Genomic DNA, 23,480 nt, shown 5'->3' with positions numbered 1-23,480 from the left:
CAGGGCATCAGGCAGGATGTGGGGCATGCCAGCGCATTCGATACGCCCCGCGGCCCGTCCGAACGAAGACCTGATCCCTGCTGCCCTCTCCGGGCTCATCGGCGGCTCCGGGTACTGGCGGGCCGGCACCCTCGCCGGCTTCGCCCGCACCGGCGACTACCTGACCGGACGGACCGATCAACTGCCCGACCAGTACCGGGGTTGGTACTGGTCCCGGTTCATCGGCCGTATCGGCGCCGTCGCCCTGCGGGCCGGTTCCTTTCCCGTCCACGCCGACCTGCGCGAGGTCCTCCTGGCGATGCTGGACGTGTGGGCCGGGACGCCCTTCGCCGATCCCGCGGCCCTCGCCCGGATGCGTACCGGCACCATCGAGCTCACCGACGATGGCGCGTACGCGGCCCGCGACGAGCGCGGCGCCGTCCTCGCGGTCCACGGAAACGGCGCGAAGGCGACCGGGGAGCACTTCGTGGAACTGCGTACGGGTGAGGCCGATCCGCCCGCTCCCGGAGACATCACCGCGGCCGAGCCCGTCCCGACGGGCGGCTGGGGAACCCCGGCCCAACTGCAGGGGCTCACCACTCTCGTACGCGCGAACGGCCCGGCCCCCTGGGACCGGGATGCGGCCGCCGCACTGGCCGACGCCACGGGACTCAGCCGCGCCGCCGCTTCCCTGCTGCTCGCCGGAATTCCGGACGGCTCCTACGTCAAGTGGCGGCTGGACGCCGAGGCCCGCAAGACCCTGCGGCTCAAGCAGTCCGAAGCCGATGCGGGCTTGCGCGAGCTGAACGACCTGCAGGTGCCCGCACGCCTGGATCTGCTCGCCGGGGTGCTGCCCGACGACCCGGAGCAGTTGTGGCGGCCCGGCGGGCAGGCCGCGCTCGCCGATCGGATCGCCGAGGCCTGGCGCACGCAGCAGGGCACACGCCCGGCCGTCTCGGAGGCGACGCTCGCGGTGGCGACCGAGCACGAGTCGGTGCGCATGGCCCCGGCCGCGGTCTGCACGGTGTTCACCGACCCCACGAGCAACGCGGTGCTGACCCGGGACGCCGACACCCGGCTGCGGGCGAGCAGCGTCATCGGCCACGGCTGGGAGGGCGAGGACGGGTTCCGCTTCAAGGAACTGCTCGCCTCGACGTGCCACGCGATGCCGTGGATCTACGCCGAACTGCCGGGCGGGGACCCGGTCCGCGAAGGCCTGCCCAAGGTGGCCACGCTGCTGCGCGAACGCCTTGCCCACCCGGAGCTGCTCCTGGACACCCGGGGCTACTCACTGCGCGGCTGGACCGTGGCGGACCTGGCACCAAGCTTCCCCGGCGCCCAGGAGTACCGAGAGGCCCGCACCCCCCTCGATCACCCCACGCTCGACGACGGGCTCACCGTCATCGCCGAGGGCGGCATCGACCGGCGGGGCGCCCGCCAGTCGCCGGGCATCTACTTCCGGCCGGCCCAGTACGGCAAGGACGAGCGTTCACAGCGCCTGGATTCCGCCGTCGACCGCGAGGGGTCCTATCTCTCCCTCGTACGTTGGCTGCGTGGCCCCGAGTGCCGCCGCCTGGAGGAGAGGATCAGCTCCGGGGCGCTGCCGCCCGGCAGCTACGAGACGGACCCTCGCGCCTCGGCCCCCGACACCGTGGCCAAGGCCGCCGCCGATCTCGGCCTCGATACCGATGCCGCGACCCTGTACCTCCAGCTGCTCGCGCTGCCCGCACCCACCGACCGCAACATCCGCCGCTGGAACGACTGGACGCCCGCCCGGCACAAGGCGGCCGCCGCCCCACTCCTCGACGCGTCGCTGGTGGTCACCGATCGTCGGCCCCGGGCAGGACGCACCACGTTCCTGCCCGGCGACTGGGCCTCGGCGAAGAAGCCGCATCACCCCATGGAAACCTGGAAGGCAGACCTGCTCGGCGCCGAGCTGTCTCACGACCGCGAGAAGGTGCTCACCAGCCCCACCGCCGGCCCGCTGCCCGAACTGTTCAACCGGGCCTGGCTGTCCCGGCCCCGCTGAGGAGGGCGGCTGCTCCTGGCAGCGGCCGGCATCATGGCCGCCGGCCCGGGCTGCGGCCCGGCGGCGGCTGCCGCCAACGACAAACGGTGCCGGCCGAGAGTCGGCCAGCACCGGATGCTGTACTGCTATGTGTCCGAGGGGGGACTTGAACCCCCACGCCCGATAAAGGGCACTAGCACCTCAAGCTAGCGCGTCTGCCATTCCGCCACCCGGACTAGGTGTTTGCCGTTCGCGGGGTGTTCCCCGCGGCGACATGGACAACAATACCAAGCTTTCGGAGTGCCTTTCACCTGCGTATCCGCCGGTCGGCGGGCGGATGCCCGGCGCCCCGTTCCGCCGCATCTACAGTCTCACCATGAGTGACGGGATGATTACTGGTGCGCTGGGTGACGTGAAGGTTCGGCGGCCCCGGCTGCTGTCCCCGTTGCGCGAGCATCTGCGGGACACCATGTGGTTCGCGCCGACCGCCGGGCTGGTGGGCGCCATGGTGCTGTGGTGGGTCGCGGCCGAGCTGGACGCCCACATCGTGACGGTGGCGAAGGAGGCCGGGGACTACGAAACCGTCGAGTCCCTGATGTCGATCGCCGAGGACGCGAAGGCGGTGATCAGCACCATCGGCTCGGCGATGATGACGTTCATCGGTGTCGTCTTCAGCATCTCGCTGGTGGCCGTGCAGATGGCGAGCGGGCAGTTCAGCCCGCGCGTGGTGCGGCTGTACGTCAGGTCGCGGATCACCAAGATCACGCTGACCGTCTTCCTTGCGACGTTCCTGTTCTCCCTGATGACGCTGACGTCGTTCGACAGCGAGACCGATCCACGGAAGCTGACGACCGTCCCGCTGATCGAGTCCGTCCTGGCGATGGTGATGGTGCTGCTGAGCCTTCTGCTGTTCATCGCCTACGTGAACGGGACGCTCCGCATGATGCGGATCAGCTTCGTGATCGACCGGATCGCCCGGGAGTCGTTCCGGGTGGCGGTGAAGCATCCGACCGAGGGCGCGGTGGACAACGAACGTCTCGGCCCGGAGACCGCCCGGATCACCCACCGCGGGCGGGCCGGGGTGCTGCGGGACGTGAACATCGCCCGGGTCGTGCGGGCGGCGCGACGGCAGGGCGTCGTGCTGCGGCTCGTCCCGCGCATCGGCGACTTCATGGTGCCGGGGACGCCGGTGTTCACGGTCCACGGCGGGGCGGCGCCCTCCCCGCGTGCGTTGCGGTACACCGTCTCGGTGGGCGTGGAGCGCACCTTCCACCAGGACCTCGGCTTCGGGCTTCGCCAGCTCGCCGACATCGCGCTGCGGGCACTGTCGCCCGCGGTGAACGATCCGACCACCGCCGTGCAGGCCCTGGACCGCATCATCCAGTTCCTCGCGTCGGTGGCCCGGTACCCGCTGGGCGCCCTGCGCCACCGTGACCGGCGCGGGGCGGTGCGTCTGGTGCAGCCGGTGCCGGACTGGACGGCTCTGGTGGACCTCGGGTTCGCCGAGATCCGTGGCTGCGCGATCGGCAATCCGCAGGTCACGCGGCGCATGCTGGCCGGCCTCGACGATCTGCTGCGCCTTGCGCCCGAGGAGCGCCGCGAGCCCCTCCTTCGCCACCGCGAGCTGCTCGCGCAGGCCGTGGACCGCACGGTCCCGGAGTCGGCGGACCGCGCGTTCGCCCTGCTCCCCGACCGGCAGGGAATCGGCTAGCCGACCGACTCCCCGCCGGTGATGCCTCAGGACTCAGAGCTCAGGGTCAGAGCTCAGGGTCAGAGCTCAGGGTCAGGGCTCAGGGTGAGGGCTCAGGCCATGAGGTGATAGCTGGGGAAGTTCCCCGGCGGTCGCTCCATCGCCGGACCATGGGTGACGGCCCGCACCAGAAGCTCACCTCCGACGAACGCGCCGCGCCACGACGCGCCGAACCCGCCGAACAGCTCCTCCCGGTCACCGCGCGAACGAGGCTTCCCACGGCCCGTCTTGAACGCCCGGATCTGCGGCGCGAGCCGTTCGTAGGTCTCCGGCTCGTCGGTCGACAGGGTGGCGACCAACGCTCCGTTCGACGCGTTCATGGCAGCGAGCAGCTCCGCTTCCGTGTCGACCAGGACGATGGTGTCGACCGGGCCGAACGGCTCCGCGTGGTGCAGCGGCGAGGACGGCGGCGGGTTGAGGAGCGTGACGGGGTGCAGGTACGCGTCCGTGTCCTGCCCCGGCAGGAAGCGGTCCGCCGCCGGCGCGCCGCGGTACAGCGGCACGGCACCCCGGTCGATGGCCTCCGCCACCTGGTCGGAGAGTTCCTTGGCCTTGGCGGCGTTGATGAGCGGCCCGAAGTCCAGCTGCGGGAAAGGGTCTTCGGCCTGCTCGACCGCCAGCGGGTGGCCGACGCGGACGGTGCGCACGGCCGGGAGGTAGGCGGCGAGGAACTGGTCGAAGAGGCCTCGTTGGACGACGAAGCGCGGATACGCCGTGCAGCGCTGCTTGCCGTAGTCGAAGAGCTTGGGGACGACGGCGCTGAGCGCGTCCCAGTCGCTGTAGTTCCAGATGCCCCAGGTGTTGAGTCCTTCCTGCTCGAGGATGTGCCGCTTGCCGAGGTCGGCGACGGCCGTGGCGACCGCCGCGCCGGTGTCCCGCCCGCCGACGAAGGAGACACAGCCGATCTCCGGTGCGCGCACCAGCGCTTCGGACAGCTCTCCCCCGCTGCCGCTCACGAGGGTGACGGGAATCCCTTCGCGTGCGGCGAGCGCGCAGGCCAGGGTGAGACAGGCGACGCCGCCATCGGTCGGGGTCTTGGCGATGGCCGCGTTGCCCGCGAGTGCCTGTACCAACACTGCATGAACGAGCACGCTCATCGGGTAGTTCCAGCTCGCGATGTTGGAAACCGGACCGTCCAGCGGCGTCCGGCCCTCGATCATCGGCTCGATGCCGTCGACGTACCAACGCACGCCGTCGATGGCCCGGTCCACATCGGCCTGCGCGAGGCGCCAGGGTTTGCCGATCTCCCAGACGAGGAGGAGGGCGAGCAGTTCGCGGTGCTGGGTGAGGGCGTCGAGGGTGGCGGCGACGCGGGCGCGGCGCTCCTCCAACGGGATGTGGCGCCAGGCCCGGTGCTGGTCGAGCGAGGCGCGTACGGCCTGGTGGGCGGTGGCGGCGTCGAGGCGTGGCGGGCCCGCGATGGGGCTGCCGTCGACGGGGCTCGTGGCGGGCAGGGCGCGGCCGTCCGCCTGCCAGCTGCCGTTCCACAGGTTCAGGACGTGGTCGTCGCGGAAGGCCTCGGGTGCGACGGCGAGGCAGCGCTGCCAGGCGTCGGCCCAGGACGTACCGGCCTTGAGGACGAGTGGGGTGGTGAGGGTGGGTGCCATTCGGGATTCTCCGCTCACGGTGCACAGATCGGGGCGGGGGGTGCATGGCTCGTATCGGGGCGGGAGGTGCATGGCTCGTATCGGGGACGAGGCGCATTGCTCGTACCGGGCCGATCAGTTCGCGGCCAGCGTGCGTTGGGTGAGAGACGGTAGTGGAGTGAGGGCCGGTCACCTATGAGTGACGTCACGCCCCGAGTCGGTCGAGAACGAGGCGGGCGGTCTCCGTCGGTGTGGCGCCGACCCGCACACCGGCGGCTTCTAGCGCCTCCTGCTTCGCCTTCGCGGTGCCCGACGAGCCCGAGACGATCGCTCCCGCGTGCCCCATGGTCTTGCCCTCGGGTGCGGTGAAGCCGGCGATGTAGGCGACGACGGGTTTGGTGACGGCGCGCTGGATGTAGGCGGCCGCGCGTTCCTCGGCGTCGCCGCCGATCTCGCCGATGAGGACGATCAGTTCGGTGTCGGGGTCGTCCTCGAAGGCGGCGAGGCAGTCGATGTGCGTGGTGCCGACGACGGGGTCGCCGCCGATGCCCACGCAGGTCGAGAAGCCGATGTCGCGCAGCTCGTACATGAGTTGGTAGGTGAGGGTGCCGGATTTCGACACCAGGCCGACGCGTCCGGGTTTGGTGATGTCGGCGGGGATGATCCCGGCGTTGGCCTGCCCCGGGGTGATGAGGCCGGGGCAGTTGGGGCCGATGACGCGGGTGCCGCGCCCCTTCGCGTACGCGTGGAAGGCGACGGCGTCGTGCACGGGGATGCCTTCGGTGATGACGACGGCGAGTCCGATGCCGGCGTCGGCGGCCTCGGTGACCGCGGCCTTGGAGAAGGCGGGCGGCACGAAGACGACGGTGACGTCGGCGCCGGTGGCATCGATGCCGTCGCGGACGGAGCCGAAGACGGGGACGGCGCGGTCGTCGAAGTCGACGGTGCGGCCCGCCTTGCGGGGGTTGACTCCGCCCACGACGTCCGTGCCCGCGGCGAGCATGCGCCGGGTGTGCTTCATGCCCTCGGCGCCGGTCATGCCCTGGACGAGGACCTTGCTCTCCTTGGTGAGGTAGATCGCCATGTCCGGTCTCCTTAGGCTGCGTCGGCTCGGGTGGCGAGGTCGGCGGCGCGGCGTGCGGCGCCGTCCATGGTGGTGGCCTGCTGGACCAGGGGGTGGGCGCGCTCGTCGAGGATGGCGCGCCCGCGTGCGGCGTTGTTGCCGTCGAGGCGGACCACGAGTGGCTTGGTCAACTGCACGGATTCCAGGGCCTGGACGATGCCGTCGGCGACCGCGTCGCAGGCGGTGATGCCGCCGAAGACGTTGACGAAGACGGACTTGACCGCGGGGTCGGACAGGATCACGGAAAGACCGTCGGCCATGATCTGGGCGGAGGCGCCGCCTCCGATGTCGAGGAAGTTCGCGGGGCGCGCACCGCAGCCCGCAACCACGTCGAGGGTGGACATGACCAGGCCCGCGCCGTTGCCGATGATGCCGACCTCGCCGTCGAGCTTCACGTAGTTGAGGCCCTTGGCCGCGGCCGACGACTCCAAGGGGTCGTCGTGTGCGGAGTTGTCGGCGCCCCAGCGTGCCTGGCGGAAGCGCGCGTTGTCGTCCAGGGTGACCTTGCCGTCGAGGGCGAGGATCTCCCCTTGGTCGGTGCGCACGAGGGGGTTCACCTCTACAAGGAGCGCGTCCTCGCGGATGAGCACCTGCCACAGCTTCACGAGTACGCCGGCTGCCGCCGCGGGGAGTCCGGCCGAGGCGGCGATGTCGGCCGCCTTCGCCTCGTCCACGCCTTGTGCCGGGTCGATCTCCACGCGCGTGACGGCCTCCGGCCTGCCGGCGGCCACCTCCTCGATCTCCATGCCGCCCTCGGCGGACGCGATGGCGAGGAAGCGTCCTGCCGCGCGGTCCAGTACGTACGAGACGTAGAACTCGCTGTCGATCTGGACGGGTTGGGCCACCATCACCTTGTGCACGGTGTGGCCCTTGATGTCCATGCCGATGATCTGGCGCGCCGTGATCTCGGCCGCGGCGGCGTCCGCGGCCATCTTCACGCCGCCCGCCTTGCCGCGCCCTCCGGTCTTCACCTGGGCCTTGACGACGACGCGGCCGCCGAGTCGTTCGGCCCCCGCGCGTGCCTCTTTCGCCGTTCCGGCGACTTCGGCATCCGGCACCAAGATGCCGTATTCCTCGAAGAGTTCCCTTGCCTGGTGCTCGAACAGGTCCATTCCGGCTCCTGACGCCGTGTCGTTCCGGGGAGCGACCCCCGGACCCGAAAAGTGCCGCACGCCCCCTGGACACCACCCACCGGATGCGGGATAACAAGCTTCATACAGTATTCGTCGACTGTATGCAATCTACCGTGAGAGCACCTACGAGCAGCGTGTGAGCGCTCCAACTCCCCTACGAAGGGACAGGACTTCGCCATGCCCGACGGCAGCAGCGACACCAACCAGGCCCCCCAGATCTCCGGTGGGCACCTGGTCGCCAAGGCACTCAAAGCGGAGGGTGTGGAGGTCATCTACACCCTCTGCGGCGGCCACATCATCGACATCTACGACGGCTGCGTCGACGAGGGCATCGATGTCGTCGACGTACGCCACGAACAGGTCGCCGCCCACGCGGCCGACGGGTACGCACGCCTCACGGGCAAGCCGGGGTGTGCCGTGGTGACCGCGGGACCGGGGACGACGGATGCCGTCACGGGCGTCGCGAACGCCTTCCGCGCGGAGTCCCCGATGCTGCTCATCGGCGGCCAAGGGGCGCACACCCAGCACAAGATGGGGTCCCTCCAGGACCTTCCGCACGTCGACATGATGACGCCGATCACCAAGTTCGCCGCGACCGTGCCGGACACGGCGCGCGCCGCCGACATGGTGTCCATGGCGTTCCGCGAGTGCTACCACGGCGCTCCGGGGCCGTCCTTCCTGGAGATACCGCGCGATGTGCTCGACGCCAAGGTGCCGGTGGACAAGGCGCGGGTCCCGCAGGCAGGGCAGTACCGCGCGTCGACCCGCTCGGCCGGCGACCCCGAAGCCGTCGAGAAGCTCGCCGATCTGCTCGTGCACGCCGAGAAGCCCGCGATCCTGCTCGGCAGCCAGGTGTGGACGACGCGTGGCACGGAGTCGGCCATCGAGCTCGTACGCGCCCTGAACGTGCCCGCCTACATGAACGGCGCGGGACGCGGGACGCTGCCGCCGGGCGACCCGCACCACTTCCAGCTCTCACGGCGGTACGCCTTCTCCAACGCCGACCTCATCGTCATCGTGGGAACGCCGTTCGACTTCCGCATGGGCTACGGCAAGCGGCTCTCGCAGGACGCGACCGTCGTACAGATCGACCTCGACTACCGCACCGTCGGCAAGAACAGGGACATCGATCTCGGCATCGTGGGCGACGCGGGACTGATCCTGAAGTCGGTCACCGAGGCGGCGTCCGGCCGTGTCAACGGAGGGGCTTCCAAGCGCAAGGAGTGGATCGACGAGCTGCGGGCCGCCGAACAGACGGCGATCGAGAAGCGGCTGCCGAACCTCCGCTCCGACGCCTCGCCCATCCACCCGTACCGTCTCGTCAGCGAGATCAACGACTTCCTTACGGAGGACTCGATCTACATCGGCGACGGCGGCGACATCGTCACCTTCTCCGGGCAGGTCGTACAGCCCAAGTCGCCGGGCCACTGGATGGACCCCGGACCGCTCGGCACGCTCGGCGTCGGCATCCCCTTCGTGCTCGCCGCCAAGCAGGCGCGGCCCGACAAGGAGGTGGTGGCCCTCTTCGGAGACGGCGCCTTCTCGCTGACCGGGTGGGACTTCGAGACGCTCGTCCGCTACAACCTGCCCTTCGTCGGGATCGTCGGCAACAACTCCTCGATGAACCAGATCCGTTACGGCCAGAAGGCCAAGTACGGCGAGGAGCGCGAGCGCGTCGGCAACACCCTCGGAGACGTCCACTACGACAAGTTCGCCCAGATGCTTGGCGGTTACGGCGAAGAGGTCCGCGACCCCGCCGACATCGGTCCCGCGCTCCGGCGGGCGCGCGAGTCCGGCAAGCCGTCGCTGATCAACGTATGGGTCGATCCGGACGCGTACGCCCCCGGAACCATGAACCAGACCATGTACAAGTGAGGAGCCCGTTCGATGACGACCAAGGCTCTTGAGGGCGTACGCGTCCTCGACATGACGCATGTCCAGTCCGGGCCATCCGCCACCCAGCTCCTCGCCTGGCTCGGCGCGGACGTGGTGAAGCTGGAGGCACCCTCCGGGGACATCACGCGCAAGCAGCTGCGCGACCTCCCGGACGTCGACTCGCTGTACTTCACGATGCTCAACTGCAACAAGCGGAGCATCACCCTCAACACCAAGACCGAGCGCGGCAAGGAGCTCCTCACGGAGCTGATCCGCCGCTCCGATGTGATGGTCGAGAACTTCGGGCCTGGCGCCGTGGACCGGATGGGCTTCACGTGGGAGCGCATCCAGGAGATCAACCCGCGGATCGTCTACGCCTCGATCAAGGGCTTCGGAGACGGTCCGTACACCAACTTCAAGGCCTACGAAGTGGTCGCCCAGGCGATGGGCGGCTCCATGTCGACCACCGGCTTCGAGGACGGTCCGCCGCTCGCCACGGGCGCCCAGATCGGTGACTCCGGGACCGGCATCCATGCCGTCGCCGGCATTCTCGCCGCCCTCTTCCAGAGGGAGAACACCGGTCGCGGTCAGCGTGTGAACGTGGCCATGCAGCACGCCGTGCTGAACCTGTGCCGGGTGAAGCTGCGCGATCAGCAGCGCCTGGAGCACGGGCCGCTCGCCGAGTACCCGAACGAGGACTTCGGTGACGAGGTGCCGCGCTCCGGCAACGCGAGCGGCGGCGGACAGCCCGGGTGGGCCGTCAAGTGCGCTCCAGGAGGCCCCAACGACTACGTGTACGTGATCGTGCAGCCCGTCGGCTGGCAGCCGCTCACCGAGCTCATCGGGCGCCCCGAGCTGGCCGAGGACGCCGAGTGGGCGACTCCGCAGGCGCGCCTTCCCAAGCTCGGCAAGATGTTCCAGCTGATCGAGGAGTGGTCCTCGACACTCCCCAAGTGGGAGGTCCTCGAGCGGCTCAACGCCCACAACATCCCGTGCGGCCCGATCCTCTCCACCAAGGAGATCATCGAGGACGCCTCGCTGGCCGCCAACGAGATGGTCGTCGAGGTCGCACACCCGCAGCGGGGCTCCTTCACCACCGTCGGCTCCCCGCTGAAGCTCTCCGACTCCCCCGTGGACGTGGTCAGTTCACCGCTTCTCGGCGAGCACAACGCCGAGGTGTTCGTCGGGGAACTCGGCCTCGGCGACGAGGAACTGCGCCTGCTCAAGTCGAACGGAGTGATCTGACCGATGGCCGAAGACTTGATGGCCGAAGACCGCGCACCGACGGTGCGGGCGCTGCTCGACTCGGTGCGCGCCGAGGGACGTACGTCGCTGACGGCGCCGGAGGGCAAGATCCTCGCGGACGCGTACGGGATCGCCGTGCCGGGCGAGGAGCTGGCGACGGACGTGGACGAGGCGGTGGCGCACGCGGCCCGCTTCGACGGGCCCGTCGTCATGAAGATCGTCTCCCCCGACATCCTGCACAAGACCGACGCGGGCGGCGTCGTCGTCGGCGTGGAGGGCGCAGCCGACGTACGGGCCGCCTTCTGCGAGATCGTCGCGAACGCGCGTACCTACGCGCCGGCAGCCCGCATCGAGGGCGTACAGGTCCAAGAGCTGCTGCCGTCCGGCCAGGAAGTGATCGTCGGGGCGGTGACCGATCCGACGTTCGGGAAGGTCGTCGCGTTCGGTCTCGGCGGCGTACTGGTGGAGGTCCTCAAGGACGTCACGTTCCGCCTGGCGCCGGTCGACGCGGACGAGGCGGCGTCGATGCTCGACTCGATCAGGGCCGCCGAGATCCTGCGCGGCGTGCGGGGCGCGCCGGCCGTGGACCGGTGGGCGCTCGCCGAGCAGATCCGCCGGGTCTCCCAACTGGTCACCGACTTCCCGGAGATCGCCGAGGTGGACCTCAACCCGGTGATCGCCACCCCGGAGGGCGCGATCGCCGCGGACATCCGCGTCATCCTCTCCGAGGGGGTGCCAAAGGCGCGGCGCACCTACACGCGCGCGCAGATGCTCACCTCGATGCGGCGGCTGATGCAGCCGCGCTCGGTCGCCGTGATCGGTGCCTCCAACGAGCAGGGCAAGATCGGCAATTCGGTGATGCGCAACCTCATCGACGGCGGCTTCTCCGGAGAGATCCATCCGGTGAACCCCAAGGCCGATGACATCTTGGGCCGCAAGGCGTACAAGAGTGTCACGGACGTTCCCGGTGAGGTGGATGTGGCGGTCTTCGCGATCCCCGCCAAGTTCGTGGCGGCAGCCTTGGAGGAGGTGGGCCGCAAGGGCATCCCCAACGCGGTCCTGATTCCCTCCGGGTTCGCCGAGACCGGTGAACACGCCCTCCAGGAGGAGATCGTGGAGATCGGCGAGCGGCACGGTGTGCGGCTGCTCGGCCCGAACATCTACGGCTACTACTCGACGTGGCAGGACCTGTGCGCCACGTTCTGCACGCCCTACGACGTCAAGGGCGGCGTCGCTCTGACGAGCCAGTCGGGCGGCATCGGGATGGCGATCCTCGGCTTCGCACGCACTACGAAGACAGGCGTTTCGGCGATCGTCGGGCTCGGCAACAAGTCGGACCTGGACGAGGACGACCTGCTCACCTGGTTCGGCGAGGACCCCAACACCCAGTGCATCGCCATGCACCTGGAGGACCTCAAGGACGGCCGCGCCTTCGTGGAGGCCGCGCGGGCGACCGTCCCCAAGAAGCCGGTCGTGGTCCTGAAGGCCGGACGCACGGCCGCCGGGGCGAAGGCCGCCGGATCGCACACGGGCGCGCTCGCGGGCGACGACGCCGTGTACGACGACATCCTCAGGCAGGCGGGCGTCATCCGTGCCCCCGGTCTCAACGAAATGCTGGAGTACGCACGGGCGTTGCCGGTGCTTCCCACCCCGCAGGGCGACAACATCGTGATCATCACGGGTGCGGGCGGCTCTGGCGTGCTGCTCTCCGACGCGGTGACCGACAACGGACTGCGGCTGATGGAGATCCCGGACGACCTGGACGCGGCCTTCAAGGCGTTCATCCCGCCCTTCGGGGCGGCAGGCAACCCCGTGGACATCACCGGTGGCGAGCCCCCGTCGACGTACGAGGCGACGATCAGGCTCGGTCTCGAGGACCCGCGGATCCACGCTCTTGTCCTCGGCTACTGGCACACCATCGTCACGCCTCCCATGGTCTTCGCCGAACTGACGGCCCGCGTCGTCGCGGAGTTCCGCGAGCGCGGCATCGAGAAGCCCGTCGTGGCGTCTCTGGCGGGCGATGTCGAGGTGGAGGAGGCCTGCCAGTACCTCTTCGAGCGGGGCGTCGTGGCGTACCCGTACACGACCGAGAAGCCGGTGGCCGCGCTGGGCGCGAAGTACCGCTGGGCGCGGGCCGCCGGGCTGCTCGGAGGTGGTCGATGAGGGCGTGAGTGGAGGGCGGCCGGCGGCGCGCGCCGGCCGCCCCGGAACCCGCGCGCGCACGAAAGGAATTGGACAGGGGGCGCTGGCCAGGGTCTTTTCGACGCAAGGGGTGCTAGAGCGACATGACAACAACCGACATCCAGACACCCGTCCCTTACCGGGAGGTGACGGACGCCAACGGCCGCATGTACCGGCTCGGCGAGACCGACGTCGACATCATGGGCCGCAAACGCAAGTGGATGGTCATCCTGCCGTGGGTGGGCATGATGGGCATCAGCTCGGCCGAATACGCGTTCGCCTCTGCCGAGGACACCCTGCACACCGCGCATTCCTGGAGCAGTCTGCACATCTTCTGGATGCTGGGCGTCTGGGTCTTCTTCCAGGCCGCGGTGGCCTTCCCGGCGGGCAAGCTCCGCGAGAGCGGGAAGCTCCCGGCCCGCTGGGCGATGATGCTCGGCGCGGTCGGCACGCTGCTTGGATATCTGTCCCTGGCGTTCGCGCCGCATGTGGTGGTCGCCTACATCGGCTTCGGCATGTTCAGCGGCATGGGCGCCGGCATGGTGTACGCGACCTGCGTGAACATGGTCGGCAAGTGGTATCCGGAACGCAAGGGAGGCAAGACCGGGTTCGTCAACGGCGGATTCGCCTACGGTTCGGTGCCGTTCGTCTTCATCTTCACCGGTTACATGGACCTGACGAACTTCCGCTGGGTACTGGTGTCCGTCGGCCTCTTCCTGGCGGCGATGGTCGCCGTGGCGGGCTACTTCTTCCAGGACCCGCCGAAGAACTGGTGGCCCGCGGACGTGGACCCGCTGCGTCCGCCGGACGACCCAAGGGCCCGCCGGGCCATGAAGATGAACCCGCCGGCCGTGCGGCAGTACACACCCAGGGAGGCATGGCAGACCGGGCGCGTGGCACTGATGTGGTTCTGCCTGCTGTGCACCTCGGGCGTGAACATCTTCGGCATCGCGTTCCAGGTGGACATCGGGGAGGAGGCCGGATTCGCCGGCGGGATCGTCGCCACCGCCATGTCCCTGAAGGCCATCGTCAACGGCACCGGCCGAGGAGTCATCGGCTGGCTCTCGGACCGCTACGGACGCAAACGGTGTCTGATCTTCGTCTGCATCGTCCTCGGCCTGTCGCAGTACGGCATCTTGTGGTCCGCGGACATCAAGAGCCTCCCGCTGTTCCTGGTCTTCTCCAGCATCTCCGGATTCGGCGGAGGCGCCATCTTCCCGATGTTCGCGGCCATGACGGCCGACTACTTCGGAGAGAACAACAACGCCTCCAACTACGGCCTGGTCTACAGCTCCAAGCTGGTCTCCGGGCTCCTCGGCTCCGGCATGGGTGCCCTGGTGGTGAGCCACTGGGGTCACGCGGGGGCGTTCACCCTGGCCGGGTCCATCTCCCTGTTCGCCGGCTTCATCGCGCTCTTCCTGTCCCAGCCGGGCAGGACCCATCCCAAGAAGATCGACCCCAATCCGCAACCTCTCGGTGAGGAGATGGCCTGATATGACGGCGGAGCCCATCGCCGCGAAAAACGCGCCGGGCAGCCCGGGCAGCACTGACGCGTCGTACCAAGAAGTCACGGACGAACGCGGGCGCGTGTACCGCGTCGGCGAGAGCGACCGGGAGATCCTCGGCCGACCGCGCTGGACGATGGTGGTGCTCCCCTGGGTGGCCATGCTCGCCATCAGCGTCTTCGAGTACGCCTACGGAGCGGCGGAGGACACCCTCTCCGCGGCCCACCACTGGACCTCGTCGAACACCTTCTGGGTGCTCAGCGTCTGGATCTTCTTCCAGGCCGCCGTCTCCTTCCCGGCCGGGAAACTGCGCGAGAAGGGCATCCTGACCAGCAGGGCGGCGATGCTGACGGGCTCCGTCCTCTCCCTCCTGGGCTTCGTCAGCCTCAGCCACGCGCCGAACGTGGCGGCGGCCATGGCGGGCTTCGGCTTCCTGGGCGGCGTCGGCTCGGGGCTGATCTACTCGACCTGCGTGAACATGGTCGGCAAGTGGTATCCGGAACGGCGCGGCGGCAAGACGGGCTTCGTCAACGGAGGATTCGCCTACGGTGCCGTGCCGTTCATCTTCCTGTTCTCCTACGGCTTCGACACCTCGAACTACCGCACCGTCCTCGACCTGGTCGGCTTCTACGTACTTGCCGTGACCCTGGTGGCGGGGCTCTTCTTCAAGGACCCGCCGAAGAACTGGTGGCCGTCGGACGTCGACCCGCTGCGGCGGGACGGCGACAGGCGTACGGCGGTCGCGCTGGCCAAGAACCCGCCGGCGGTACGGCAGTTCACTCCTGGAGAGGCCCTGCGGACCGGAGTCGTCCCGCTGATGTGGGTGTGCATGCTGTGCTGCGCGGGCGTCTCGATCTTCGGGATCTCCTTCCAGGTGCCGTTCGCGAAGGAGATGGGATTCGGTCCGCTCATCGCGGCGTCGTCGATGGGCGTAATGTCGGTGATCAACGGCACGGGGCGGGGCGTCGTCGGCTGGCTCTCGGACCGGCTCGGCCGGCAGCCGACCCTGACCTACGTCTGCCTGGTGCTCGCGGTGGCGCAGTTCGGGGTGCTGTGGGCGGGCGAGATGCACAACCAGCCGCTGTTCCTGGTCTTCGCGTTCCTGTCCGGCTTCGCCGGCGGCGCCTTCTATCCGCTGTTCGCGGCCCTCGTACCGGACTACTTCGGAGAGAACAACAACGCCTCCAACTACGGCATGGTCTACAGCGCCAAGCTGGTCAGCGGTCTCTTCGGCGGCGGGATGGGCGCGATGGTCGTGGCTTCGTGGGGATACGTCGGCGCCTATACGACGGCCGGCGTAGTGTCCCTTGTCGCGGCGGGGCTCTCCTTGTTGCTGCGACAGCCGGGGCACGCGCGCGTGGCGACGGTTTAGAACTTGGGGTGACGCTCCAATACGCGTCGCACGGCTCAGCGGCCGGCCCGTGCACCTGATGCACGGGCCGGCCGCCGCCGTGTCCGGTGTCAGTCGCCGCAGCGCAGCGAGTGCAGGTGCTCGCTGGACTTGCGGGCGAAGGCGTAGGACTCGACCGGGTTGTCGTGCTCGGTCTGCCAGTGGTGGTAGCGGCGGCCGTCATGGCTCCGCGCGGTCACCTTGGAGAGGAACCTCTTGTAGTCGATGTCGCCGTCCCCGACGTCCACCATGCGGTAGCCGTCGCGGGCGGTCTCGTCCCGTATGCCGTCCTTGACATGGAACAGCGGGTAGCGGTGCGGCTGCTTGAGTACGTAGTCGAGCGGCTCGAAGGGCGCCGGCGTGCCGTCCGGGCGCTTGCCGAAGCGGAACTGGCCCGCGAACGCCCAGTAGATGTCCATCTCCAGATAGACGAAGTCGGGGGCGGTCTCGGCGAGCAGCACGTCATAGAGGCGCACGTTCGGCTTGTCGGTGGCGAAGGAGAACTCCTCGGCGTGGTTGTGCTGGTAGAACTTCATGCCGCGCTTGCGGGCCGCTTCTCCGTACGTGTTGAAGTCCTCGGCGGCACGCTTCCATCCGTCGACGGTCGAGCCGTAGCGGAAGGGTCCCGACGCGGTGCCGATGTGCTTGAGGCCCAGGGCCTCGGCGTCGTCGAGGACCTTGGTGAGGTTCTGCGCGAAGGTGTAGGCGTTGGGGTTGTTGTCGTCGTAATAGCCGACGTGGCTGCCGATCGGGTGCAGACCGTGATCGCGCGCCAGCTGCTTCAGCTGGGCCAGGGTGATGGCGCCCGCCGCGCCCTGGGTGTATCCGGCGAACTCGACCTCGTCGTACCCGTACTTCTCCAACTCGGCGAAGACGGCGGCGAATCCGAGGGTGGAGACCTTGTCGCGCAGGCTGTAGAGCTGGATGCCGAGGCGGCCGGGCGGCAGGACGGGTCGGCCGCGGCCCTGCTCAGCCGCGGTGGCGGGGGCAGCCGTGGCGGCGGTGCCGATCAGGGCCGCGGCGGTGGCGCCCGCGGCCACGCCGAGCATGCCGCGTCTGCTGAGTCTGTGGGCCAGTTCGGGGTCGGCGGGGGTGTGCTTGCGGCTCATGAGGTCTCCCGGGATCGAGTCAGGGCTGGATGAGTCAGGGCTGGGGCAGTCAGGGATGGGTTCGATTACCGGCTCGGGGAACGATCAGGGTCGGACCCTGATGGCACGGACCGAGCCATCTGGTTCAGTGGAGATCAAGCTGAACTCGGCGGCGCGGTGCACGGCTCAGTGCAGTCCTGCGAGATCGAGCAGCAGCGATTTCACATCGGTGGCCGCGACGCGGCCGCTTACGGCGCGGGGGGTGGAGCACAGAATGAGCGGTCCTGAATCGAGGTCCTCGCTCGTGGGGAGGCGGCCATGGCTGCCGCGAATAGGTGACGGGTCCAGGGGCACGACCGCCATGCGGTAGCGCATGCCGAGCTTCTTGCGGGCCAGGGCGCCCGCGGCCTTGACGCGGACGTAGGGGTCCTCGGGGTCCATGAAGAGCTCGACAGGGTCGTAGCCGGGTTTGCGGTGGATCTCGACGAGCTGCGCGAAGTCGGGCGCGCGGGCGTCGTCGAGCCAGTAGTAGTACGTGAACCAGGCGTCCGGCTCCGCGACGGCGACGAGCTCGCCGGAGCGCGGGTGGTCCAGGTGGTTGGCCTTCTTGCCCTCGTCGTCGAGGAGTTGCTCGATGCCGGGCAGGTCGGCGAGCGCCGCGCGGGTAGCTTCCATGTCCTCGGGCCTGCGCACATACACATGGGCGATCTGGTGGTCGGCGACGGCGAAGGCGCGGGACGTCATCGGGTCGAGGTACTCCATGCCGTCCTGGGTGTGCACTTCGAGCAGGCCGGCGCGGCGCAGGGCTCGGTTGATGTCGACGGGACGGCTCACGCGGGTGATGCCGTACTCGGACAGCGCGACGACGGTGCGGCCTTCTGCCTTCGCGTCGTCGAGAAGGGGGGCGATGGTCGCGTCGAGGTCGGCGGCGGCCTGGTGGGAGCGCGGGTCGTCGGGGCCGAAGCGCTGCAGGTCGTAGTCGAGGTGCGGGAGATAGCACAGTGCCAGGTCGGGGTGGCGGGTGTCGATGATGTGGCGGGTGGCGTCCACGATCCAGCGGCTGGAGACGATGTCGGCTCCGGGGCCCCAGAAGTGGAAGAGGGGGAACGTACCGAATTTCTCGGTGAGTTCGTCGTGCAGGGCCGGGGGCCGGGTGTAGCAGTCGGGTTCCTTGCGGCCGTCGGCGTAGTAGACGGGACGGGGGGTGATGGTGATGTCGGTGTCGGCGCCCATGGCGTACCACCAGCAGATATTGGCGACGGTGTAGCCGGGGTGCGCGCGGCGGGCGGCGTCCCACAGTTTGTCGCCGGCGACGAGGCCGTTGTGCTGGCGCCACAGCAGTACGTCGCCGAGCTCGCGGAAGTACCAGCCGTTGCCGACGATGCCGTGCTCGGCGGGGGTGGTGCCGGTGAGGAAGGTCGACTGGGCCGCGCAGGTCACGGCGGGCAGGACGGTGCCGAGCGTGGCCTGCGAGCCGGACCCGCCGAGGGACTTGAGGTGCGGCATGTGGTCGAGGAGGCGCGGGGTGAGGCCGACGACGTCCAGGACGAGGAGGGGTGTGGGGCTCATGGGAGTTCCTTGAGGCCGAGGTCCGTCAGGAGATCGCGGGCGAGGGTGAGCTCGGCGGCGATGCCGTCGGCGAGCTGGGGGCGGGAGCGGGGGCGCAGCTCGGGTGGCAGCGCCTGCCAGGTGTAGGTCTCGACCTCGAGGTGGCGGGTACGGGGGTGAGGTCCGCCGACGAGGTGCGTGAGCGTGTCCTTCAGGACGGGGAGTGTGGAGGTGAGAGGCGGCGCGGGGGCTGCGTGCAGGGGGACGTGGAAGTGGGCGCGCCAGGGTGCCGAGTCGGGCAGGGCGTCGCCGGCGAGGGCCTCGCCGAGGTCGTCGGTGCCGCGCAAGCCGGCGGGCGTGCGGGTGCGGGTCTGGTGCAGGAAGCGGGGCTCGTCGAAGGCGGCGAGGGCTTCGCGGACTTGGGCGAGATGGGGGTGTTCGGCATGCAGGGCAGCGGAAAGCTGGGACTTCACGACGGGGACGCCCGCGGCGGCGAGGGCGTCGAGCGCCGTCCGCGGTTCTTCGAAGGAGGTGGCCAGGTGGCAGGTGTCGACACAGACACCGATGCGGTCGTGACCGACCGCGGTGAGGGGGGCGATCGCGTCGCTCGTGGTCTCGACGGTGCAGCCCGGTTCCGGTTCCAGGCCGATGCGGATCGACCTGCCGGTCAACTCGTCGAGCGCGTCCAGACGTTGGGCGAGCGCGGTGAGGGCGGCGCGGGCCGCCTCGGCGTGGACGGGGTCGAAGGGGGTGCGCCAGGCGAGGGGAAGGGTGGAGATGGTGCCGTCGGTGACGTCGTCGGGCAGCAGGGCGGCGAGCAGGCGGGCCAGGTCGGTGGTGTGGGAGAGCCGCTCCGGATCGGTCCAGTCCGGCTTGTACACGCGGTACTTGACCTCTTCGGCACCGAACCCTTCATACGGGAATCCGTTGAGGGTGACGACCTCGAGGCCGCGCCGGTCGAGTTCGGTGCGCAGGCCACGGAGGGCGGCGGGGTCGGTGACCAGGGCGTGCGCGGCGTCCTTGGCGAGCCACAGGCCGATGCCCAGGCGGTCCCTGCCGAGGCGTTTGCGTACGGGTTCGCAGTGGTCGCGGAGTTGCGCGAGGACGCCGTCGAGTGTCTCCGCCGGATGGACGTTCGTGCAGTACGCGAGGTGGACGACGCTGCCGTCGGGGTGCCGGAAGCGCATGGCTCACGCCCCGCCGCGGAGGATGGAGTTGCCTTCGTGGGTGGCGTCGGTGTCGGTGACATCGAGGGCGAGGCGCCCGCTGAGTCCATAGAAGGCGACCGGGTTGCGCCACAGGACCAGGTCGACGTCGTCCTCGCTGAACCCGGCCTTGAGCATGGCGTCGGCCACCTTGCGGGTCTTGAGCGGGTCGCTCTTGCCCCAGTCGGCGGCCGAGTTGACCAGGACGCGCTCGGTCCCGTGCTCGTGCAGGATCGCCACCATCCGTTCCTCGTCCATCTTGGTGTCGGGATAGACGGAGAACCCGAGCCAGCAGCCGCTGTCCTTGGCCTCCTTGACCGTGGTCTCGTTGAGATGGTCGATGAGGACCCGCTCCAGGGGCAGCGCGGACTCCCGGACGACGTCGAGGGTGCGGCGCAGCCCCGCCAGCTTGTCGCGGTGCGGGGTGTGGACGAGCGCGGGCAGCTCGTGGTCGGCGGCGAGCTGGAGCTGGGCGGTGAGCGCGGCGTCCTCGGCGGGGGTCATGGAGTCATAGCCGATCTCGCCGACGGCGACGACGTTGTCCTTGACGAGATACCGGGGCAGCTCGTCGAGGACCGGGGTGCAGCGGGGGTCGTTCGCCTCTTTGGGGTTGAGGGCGATCGTGCAGTGGTGGGCGATGCCGTACTGGGCGGCGCGGAAGGGTTCCCAGCCCAGGAGGGAGTCGAAGTAGTCGAAGAAGGAGGCGGGTGAGGTGCGGGGCTGGCCCAGCCAGAAGGCCGGCTCGACGACGGCGCGGACGCCGGCGGCGTACATGGCCTGGTAGTCGTCGGTGGTTCGGGACGTCATGTGGATGTGGGGGTCGAAGATGCGCATCAGGACTCCTGCTCCTCGCCGGTCGAAGGGGTCGCGGGGGCCGAGGGTGTCGCGGGGGATGACGGGTCCGCTGCGGCGGAGGGCGCCGTAGGGGCGGTCAGGGCCAGGACGCGGTGCAGATCGCCGGGGACGGGGCGGCCTGCGGCGGTGCGTTCGCCCGCGTAGTCGCCGAGCATGCGGGCGAGCTCGGCGTCGGCGTGGGCGCGGCGCGGGAGGTCGGCCACGGCGTCCACGGGGACACCGGTGAACAGGCACTTGAGGACCGCGTGGCGCCAGTGATGCGGTGCGAGGTGCCGGGCGGCGTACGGCCCGACTGCCGCGGCGACGAGCCGGGTGTCGTTGGTGCGCAGGGCGTCCTCGACCAGGGGCAGGGCTTCGGGGCCCGGCACCAGGTGGGGCAGGGCGTGCAGGACGGCGCGGCGCTCGGCGGCGGTGCCCTGTTCGTAGACGCGGTTGAGCGTGGCCGGGTCCGCGTCGGCGGCGTTCAGGAGGAGCACGCGAGCGGCGTCGGCGTGCTCCTGGCCGCAGCGTCGGCCGGCCTCGGCGAAGCGCAACTCCCAGACGGGGGCGGCAGCTTGGTCCGGCTGTCCGTGGCGGGCGGCGGCCTCCGCGGTGGCCTGGTCGAGCCAGGCCCGGGCGGCGCCGCCGAGGTCGGCGTCGAGGCGGCTGCGGAGGTCGGCGATGGCGGTGGCATCGGTCACGGAGTTCCTCCTCTGGCTGGGGTGCGGGCGGGGGCGCTCGGTGGCGGAGTGCCCTTTCGGTCGGGGGCGCGGATTCCTTCGGCGGCCCGGTGCAGGAACTCGATGGAGTGGTAGGCGAGTTGGGGGCCCGCGTGGGAGTGGCGGGGCAGTTCGACGACGGTGAGGCCTTGGTAGCCGGTGGCGGCAAGGGCTTCGAGCACGGGCGGGAAGTCGATCTCCCCGTCCCCGAACGGGAGGTGTTCGTGGACACCGCGGCGCATGTCCTCGATCTGGACGTGCCGTAGCCAGGGCGCGGCGGCGCGTATGCAGTCGGCGGGAGGGAGCGGTTCGAGGCACTGGCAGTGGCCGATGTCGAGGGTGAGCCCCAGGGGCTCGGGGTCGCCGAGTTCGTGGCGGAGGCGGTGGAAGTCGGCGAGTGTGGAGAGGAGGTGGCCGGGTTCGGGTTCGATGGCCAGGGGCACGGCGGCGCCGGACGCGGCGTCCAGGACGGGTCCGAGGGCTTCGGCGAGGCGCTGCCAGGCGGTGTCGTCGGTGGTTCCCTCGGGGGTGATGCCGCTGAAGCAGTGCACGGCGTGGGCGCCGAGGTCGGCGGCGACCTGGACGGCGCGGATCAGCAGCCGGACGCGGGCCGCCCGTGCGTCCGGGTCGGGGTCCAGGAGCGAGGGGCCGTGCTTGCGGCGCGGGTCGAGCACATAGCGGGCGCCCGTCTCGATCGTCGCCGTAAGACCGAACCGCTCCAGGCCGCGGGCCACGCGGCGGCTGCGGGCCGCGAGGTCGGGGGCGAGGGGGTCGAGGTGCATGTGGTCGAGGGTCAGGCCTACGCCGACGTAGCCGAGGTCGGCGAGGAGACCGAGGGCGTCGTCGAGCCGAAGATCGGTCAGGCCGTTGGTGCCGTACCCGAACCGCAGGGGTGCCACGGCACCGCTCGGCGGTGTGTCCCGCCGGTCCGCTCCTCCGGTCACGTGACACTCACCTTCCGGCCGAACCGGCGGGCCGCCGGGGCGAGGGCGGCGGTCGCCAGGGCGCTGCCGAGGGCGCCCGCGCGGGCGGAGAGTGCGGCCTGGAGCGGGATCATGGCGCGGATTCCGCCGCCGACGGCTCGTTGGGTGAGCTGGGGTGACGGGTTGAGCGCGGCGTGGAAGAGGGGGCGGGCAGCGGTGACGGCGTAGCCGGCCGCGAGGGCGGCCTGCACCGCGGCGCGGGTACCGGTGCGCCACACGCCGGGGGCCGCGTACGCCGCGCTCGTGGCGCGGGTACCAGGGCGCCACGCGCCGGGTACGGCGTACGCCGCGCTCGCCCGGCCCGCCCCGTTCGCCCTGCCCGCCCCGTTGACCGCGCCCGCCCCGTTGACCACACCCGCCGCGCCCCCCGCATTCACCGCGTTCACCGCTCGCGCCGCGCCCGCCGCGAGCCCCGGCAGCCCTTCGTTCCGGGTCCCGGTGAGCCACGCCCCCGGTGTCGAGTCAGCCCTCGGCGTCGCGTGCCGTGCGGCGCCGGCGCCCCCGCGGCCGGCACCGTGGGTCGCCTGCTCCGCTGTGGAACCCGGCAGGCCGCGAGTGGCTGCTGCCCGTCGGCCTGCCGGGAGTTGAAGGGCGAGGTCACGGCCGCGGCCACCGTGGCCGCTGCGGCTGCCGTGGCCACCGTGTCCGCCGCCGCCACCGTGGCCGCCATGTCCGCTGCGGCTGACGCCGCGTTCGCCGCCGCCTCCCGGTGTGAGCAGCCGGGCCAGTGCCGCCGTCGCTGCCAGCGCTGCCAGCGGTGCCGCCGTGGAGCCGCCCTGTGCCTCGCGGCGTGAGACCGCGGTCACGGCGAGGGTGTGGGCGCTCAGTACGAGGGCGGTGGGCATCGCGGCTCGGAGTTGGTTGCCCGCCGGGTGGCCCTTGCCGGTGGCCGTCGCGCCCAGGAGCAGGTCGAGGCCGCGGGCCGCGGCCATGGCGGCGGGGCCGGCCGGGGTGTGCTTCAGGCCCAGGTCATAGGCCCAGACCGTGCCCGCCAAGGCACTCGCCACAGCCAGGGCGGGCCATCCCGCGCGGGAGGCGAGGGCCAGGCCGCCGGCCGTGAAAGCGGCGGCCGCGCCCAGGGCCGCCGCTGGGGCGATGCGGCCGGACGGCAGGGGGCGGTGCGGGCGTTCGACCGCGTCGTCCGCGCGGTCCGCCCAGTCGTTGAGGGCCATGCCCGCCTCGTACAGGGAGAGGGATGCGGCCATGGCGAGCAGGGTGCGGGGGTTCGGGCGCAGCCCGGTCGCCGCCGCCCCCGCGAGCGCGTCACCGGGCACGGTGAACAGGGCCGGGACACGCAGGAGTTCGGCCCAGTCGCGAGCAGTACTCAT

17 protein-coding genes and 1 tRNA gene are annotated in these 23,480 nt (G+C 70.5%); 7 read left to right on the top strand and 11 right to left on the bottom strand.

Annotated elements, in window-relative coordinates:
• Positions 1 to 25: 25 nt before the first annotated feature.
• Positions 26 to 2,008: a hypothetical protein gene (locus OG453_RS32945; protein ID WP_266872207.1), complete on the top strand. Its 1,983-nt coding sequence runs from the start codon at positions 26 to 28 to the stop codon at positions 2,006 to 2,008.
• Positions 2,009 to 2,138: 130 nt separating this feature from the next.
• Here the strand turns inward: OG453_RS32945 and OG453_RS32940 are convergent.
• Positions 2,139 to 2,223: transfer RNA gene (locus OG453_RS32940), tRNA-Leu, on the bottom strand.
• 140 nt (positions 2,224 to 2,363) lie between these two features.
• Between OG453_RS32940 and OG453_RS32935 the strand changes: the two genes are divergently transcribed.
• The gene (locus OG453_RS32935) at positions 2,364 to 3,698 is read left to right on the top strand and encodes a DUF2254 domain-containing protein (protein ID WP_266872206.1); all 1,335 of its coding nucleotides are present in this window, start codon (positions 2,364 to 2,366) and stop codon (positions 3,696 to 3,698) included.
• Between the two features lie 92 nt (positions 3,699 to 3,790).
• On the opposite strand, the gene OG453_RS32930 is transcribed toward OG453_RS32935, so the two are convergent.
• From OG453_RS32930 to sucC, 3 genes are all read right to left on the bottom strand, one after another.
• Positions 3,791 to 5,344 (bottom strand): aldehyde dehydrogenase family protein, encoded by a 1,554-nt coding sequence (locus OG453_RS32930; RefSeq protein WP_266872205.1) that lies wholly within the window; start codon positions 5,342 to 5,344, stop codon positions 3,791 to 3,793.
• Positions 5,345 to 5,528: 184 nt separating this feature from the next.
• Positions 5,529 to 6,407, bottom strand: coding sequence for a succinate--CoA ligase subunit alpha (gene sucD, locus OG453_RS32925; protein ID WP_266872204.1), 879 nt, complete (start codon positions 6,405 to 6,407; stop codon positions 5,529 to 5,531).
• 11 nt (positions 6,408 to 6,418) lie between these two features.
• Positions 6,419 to 7,558, bottom strand: coding sequence for an ADP-forming succinate--CoA ligase subunit beta (sucC, locus tag OG453_RS32920; protein WP_266872203.1), 1,140 nt, complete (start codon positions 7,556 to 7,558; stop codon positions 6,419 to 6,421).
• A 198-nt stretch (positions 7,559 to 7,756) separates the two neighbouring features.
• On the opposite strand from sucC, the gene OG453_RS32915 reads away from it, so the two are divergent.
• From OG453_RS32915 to OG453_RS32895, 5 genes are all read left to right on the top strand, one after another.
• Positions 7,757 to 9,454: a thiamine pyrophosphate-binding protein gene (locus OG453_RS32915; protein ID WP_266872202.1), complete on the top strand. Its 1,698-nt coding sequence runs from the start codon at positions 7,757 to 7,759 to the stop codon at positions 9,452 to 9,454.
• 12 nt (positions 9,455 to 9,466) lie between these two features.
• Positions 9,467 to 10,699: a formyl-CoA transferase gene (gene frc / locus OG453_RS32910; protein WP_266872201.1), complete on the top strand. Its 1,233-nt coding sequence runs from the start codon at positions 9,467 to 9,469 to the stop codon at positions 10,697 to 10,699.
• 18 nt (positions 10,700 to 10,717) lie between these two features.
• On the top strand, positions 10,718 to 12,862 hold the full coding sequence (locus OG453_RS32905) for an acetate--CoA ligase family protein (protein ID WP_266873213.1): 2,145 nt from the start codon (positions 10,718 to 10,720) through the stop codon (positions 12,860 to 12,862).
• A gap of 122 nt (positions 12,863 to 12,984) precedes the next feature.
• Positions 12,985 to 14,373 (top strand): OFA family MFS transporter, encoded by a 1,389-nt coding sequence (locus tag OG453_RS32900; RefSeq protein ID WP_266872200.1) that lies wholly within the window; start codon positions 12,985 to 12,987, stop codon positions 14,371 to 14,373.
• A gap of 1 nt (position 14,374) precedes the next feature.
• Complete coding sequence (locus OG453_RS32895; protein WP_266872199.1) at positions 14,375 to 15,757, top strand: OFA family MFS transporter; 1,383 nt, start codon at positions 14,375 to 14,377, stop codon at positions 15,755 to 15,757.
• Positions 15,758 to 15,846: 89 nt separating this feature from the next.
• On the opposite strand, the gene OG453_RS32890 is transcribed toward OG453_RS32895, so the two are convergent.
• The 7 genes from OG453_RS32890 to OG453_RS32860 all read right to left on the bottom strand — a co-directional run bounded on the left by OG453_RS32890 (position 15,847) and on the right by OG453_RS32860 (position 23,480).
• Entirely contained in the window at positions 15,847 to 16,884 is a 1,038-nt protein-coding gene (locus OG453_RS32890; protein ID WP_266872198.1) for a sugar phosphate isomerase/epimerase, read from the bottom strand.
• A gap of 165 nt (positions 16,885 to 17,049) precedes the next feature.
• Entirely contained in the window at positions 17,050 to 18,432 is a 1,383-nt protein-coding gene (locus OG453_RS32885) for a nucleotide pyrophosphatase/phosphodiesterase family protein (RefSeq protein WP_266872197.1), read from the bottom strand.
• Positions 18,429 to 19,598 (bottom strand): metabolite traffic protein EboE, encoded by a 1,170-nt coding sequence (gene eboE, locus OG453_RS32880; protein ID WP_266872196.1) that lies wholly within the window; start codon positions 19,596 to 19,598, stop codon positions 18,429 to 18,431. The genes OG453_RS32885 and eboE overlap by 4 nt, the downstream gene beginning before the upstream one ends.
• Before the next feature lie 3 nt (positions 19,599 to 19,601).
• Positions 19,602 to 20,450: a TatD family hydrolase gene (locus tag OG453_RS32875; protein WP_266872195.1), complete on the bottom strand. Its 849-nt coding sequence runs from the start codon at positions 20,448 to 20,450 to the stop codon at positions 19,602 to 19,604.
• Positions 20,450 to 21,151 carry an EboA domain-containing protein gene (locus OG453_RS32870; RefSeq protein WP_266872194.1) on the bottom strand — a complete coding sequence of 234 codons (702 nt, stop codon included), beginning with the start codon at positions 21,149 to 21,151 and terminating at the stop codon, positions 20,450 to 20,452. Before OG453_RS32870 ends, OG453_RS32875 begins: the two co-directional genes overlap by 1 nt.
• Complete coding sequence (locus tag OG453_RS32865) at positions 21,148 to 22,113, bottom strand: sugar phosphate isomerase/epimerase (RefSeq protein WP_266872193.1); 966 nt, start codon at positions 22,111 to 22,113, stop codon at positions 21,148 to 21,150. Before OG453_RS32865 ends, OG453_RS32870 begins: the two co-directional genes overlap by 4 nt.
• Entirely contained in the window at positions 22,110 to 23,480 is a 1,371-nt protein-coding gene (locus OG453_RS32860; RefSeq protein ID WP_266872192.1) for an SCO3242 family prenyltransferase, read from the bottom strand. The genes OG453_RS32865 and OG453_RS32860 overlap by 4 nt, the downstream gene beginning before the upstream one ends.

Source organism: Streptomyces sp. NBC_01381, assembly GCF_026340305.1.
In the GTDB taxonomy this organism is placed as follows: domain Bacteria; phylum Actinomycetota; class Actinomycetes; order Streptomycetales; family Streptomycetaceae; genus Streptomyces.
Note: the sequence above shows the minus strand (reverse complement) of the source record. Positions and strands in the feature narration are given on the sequence as shown.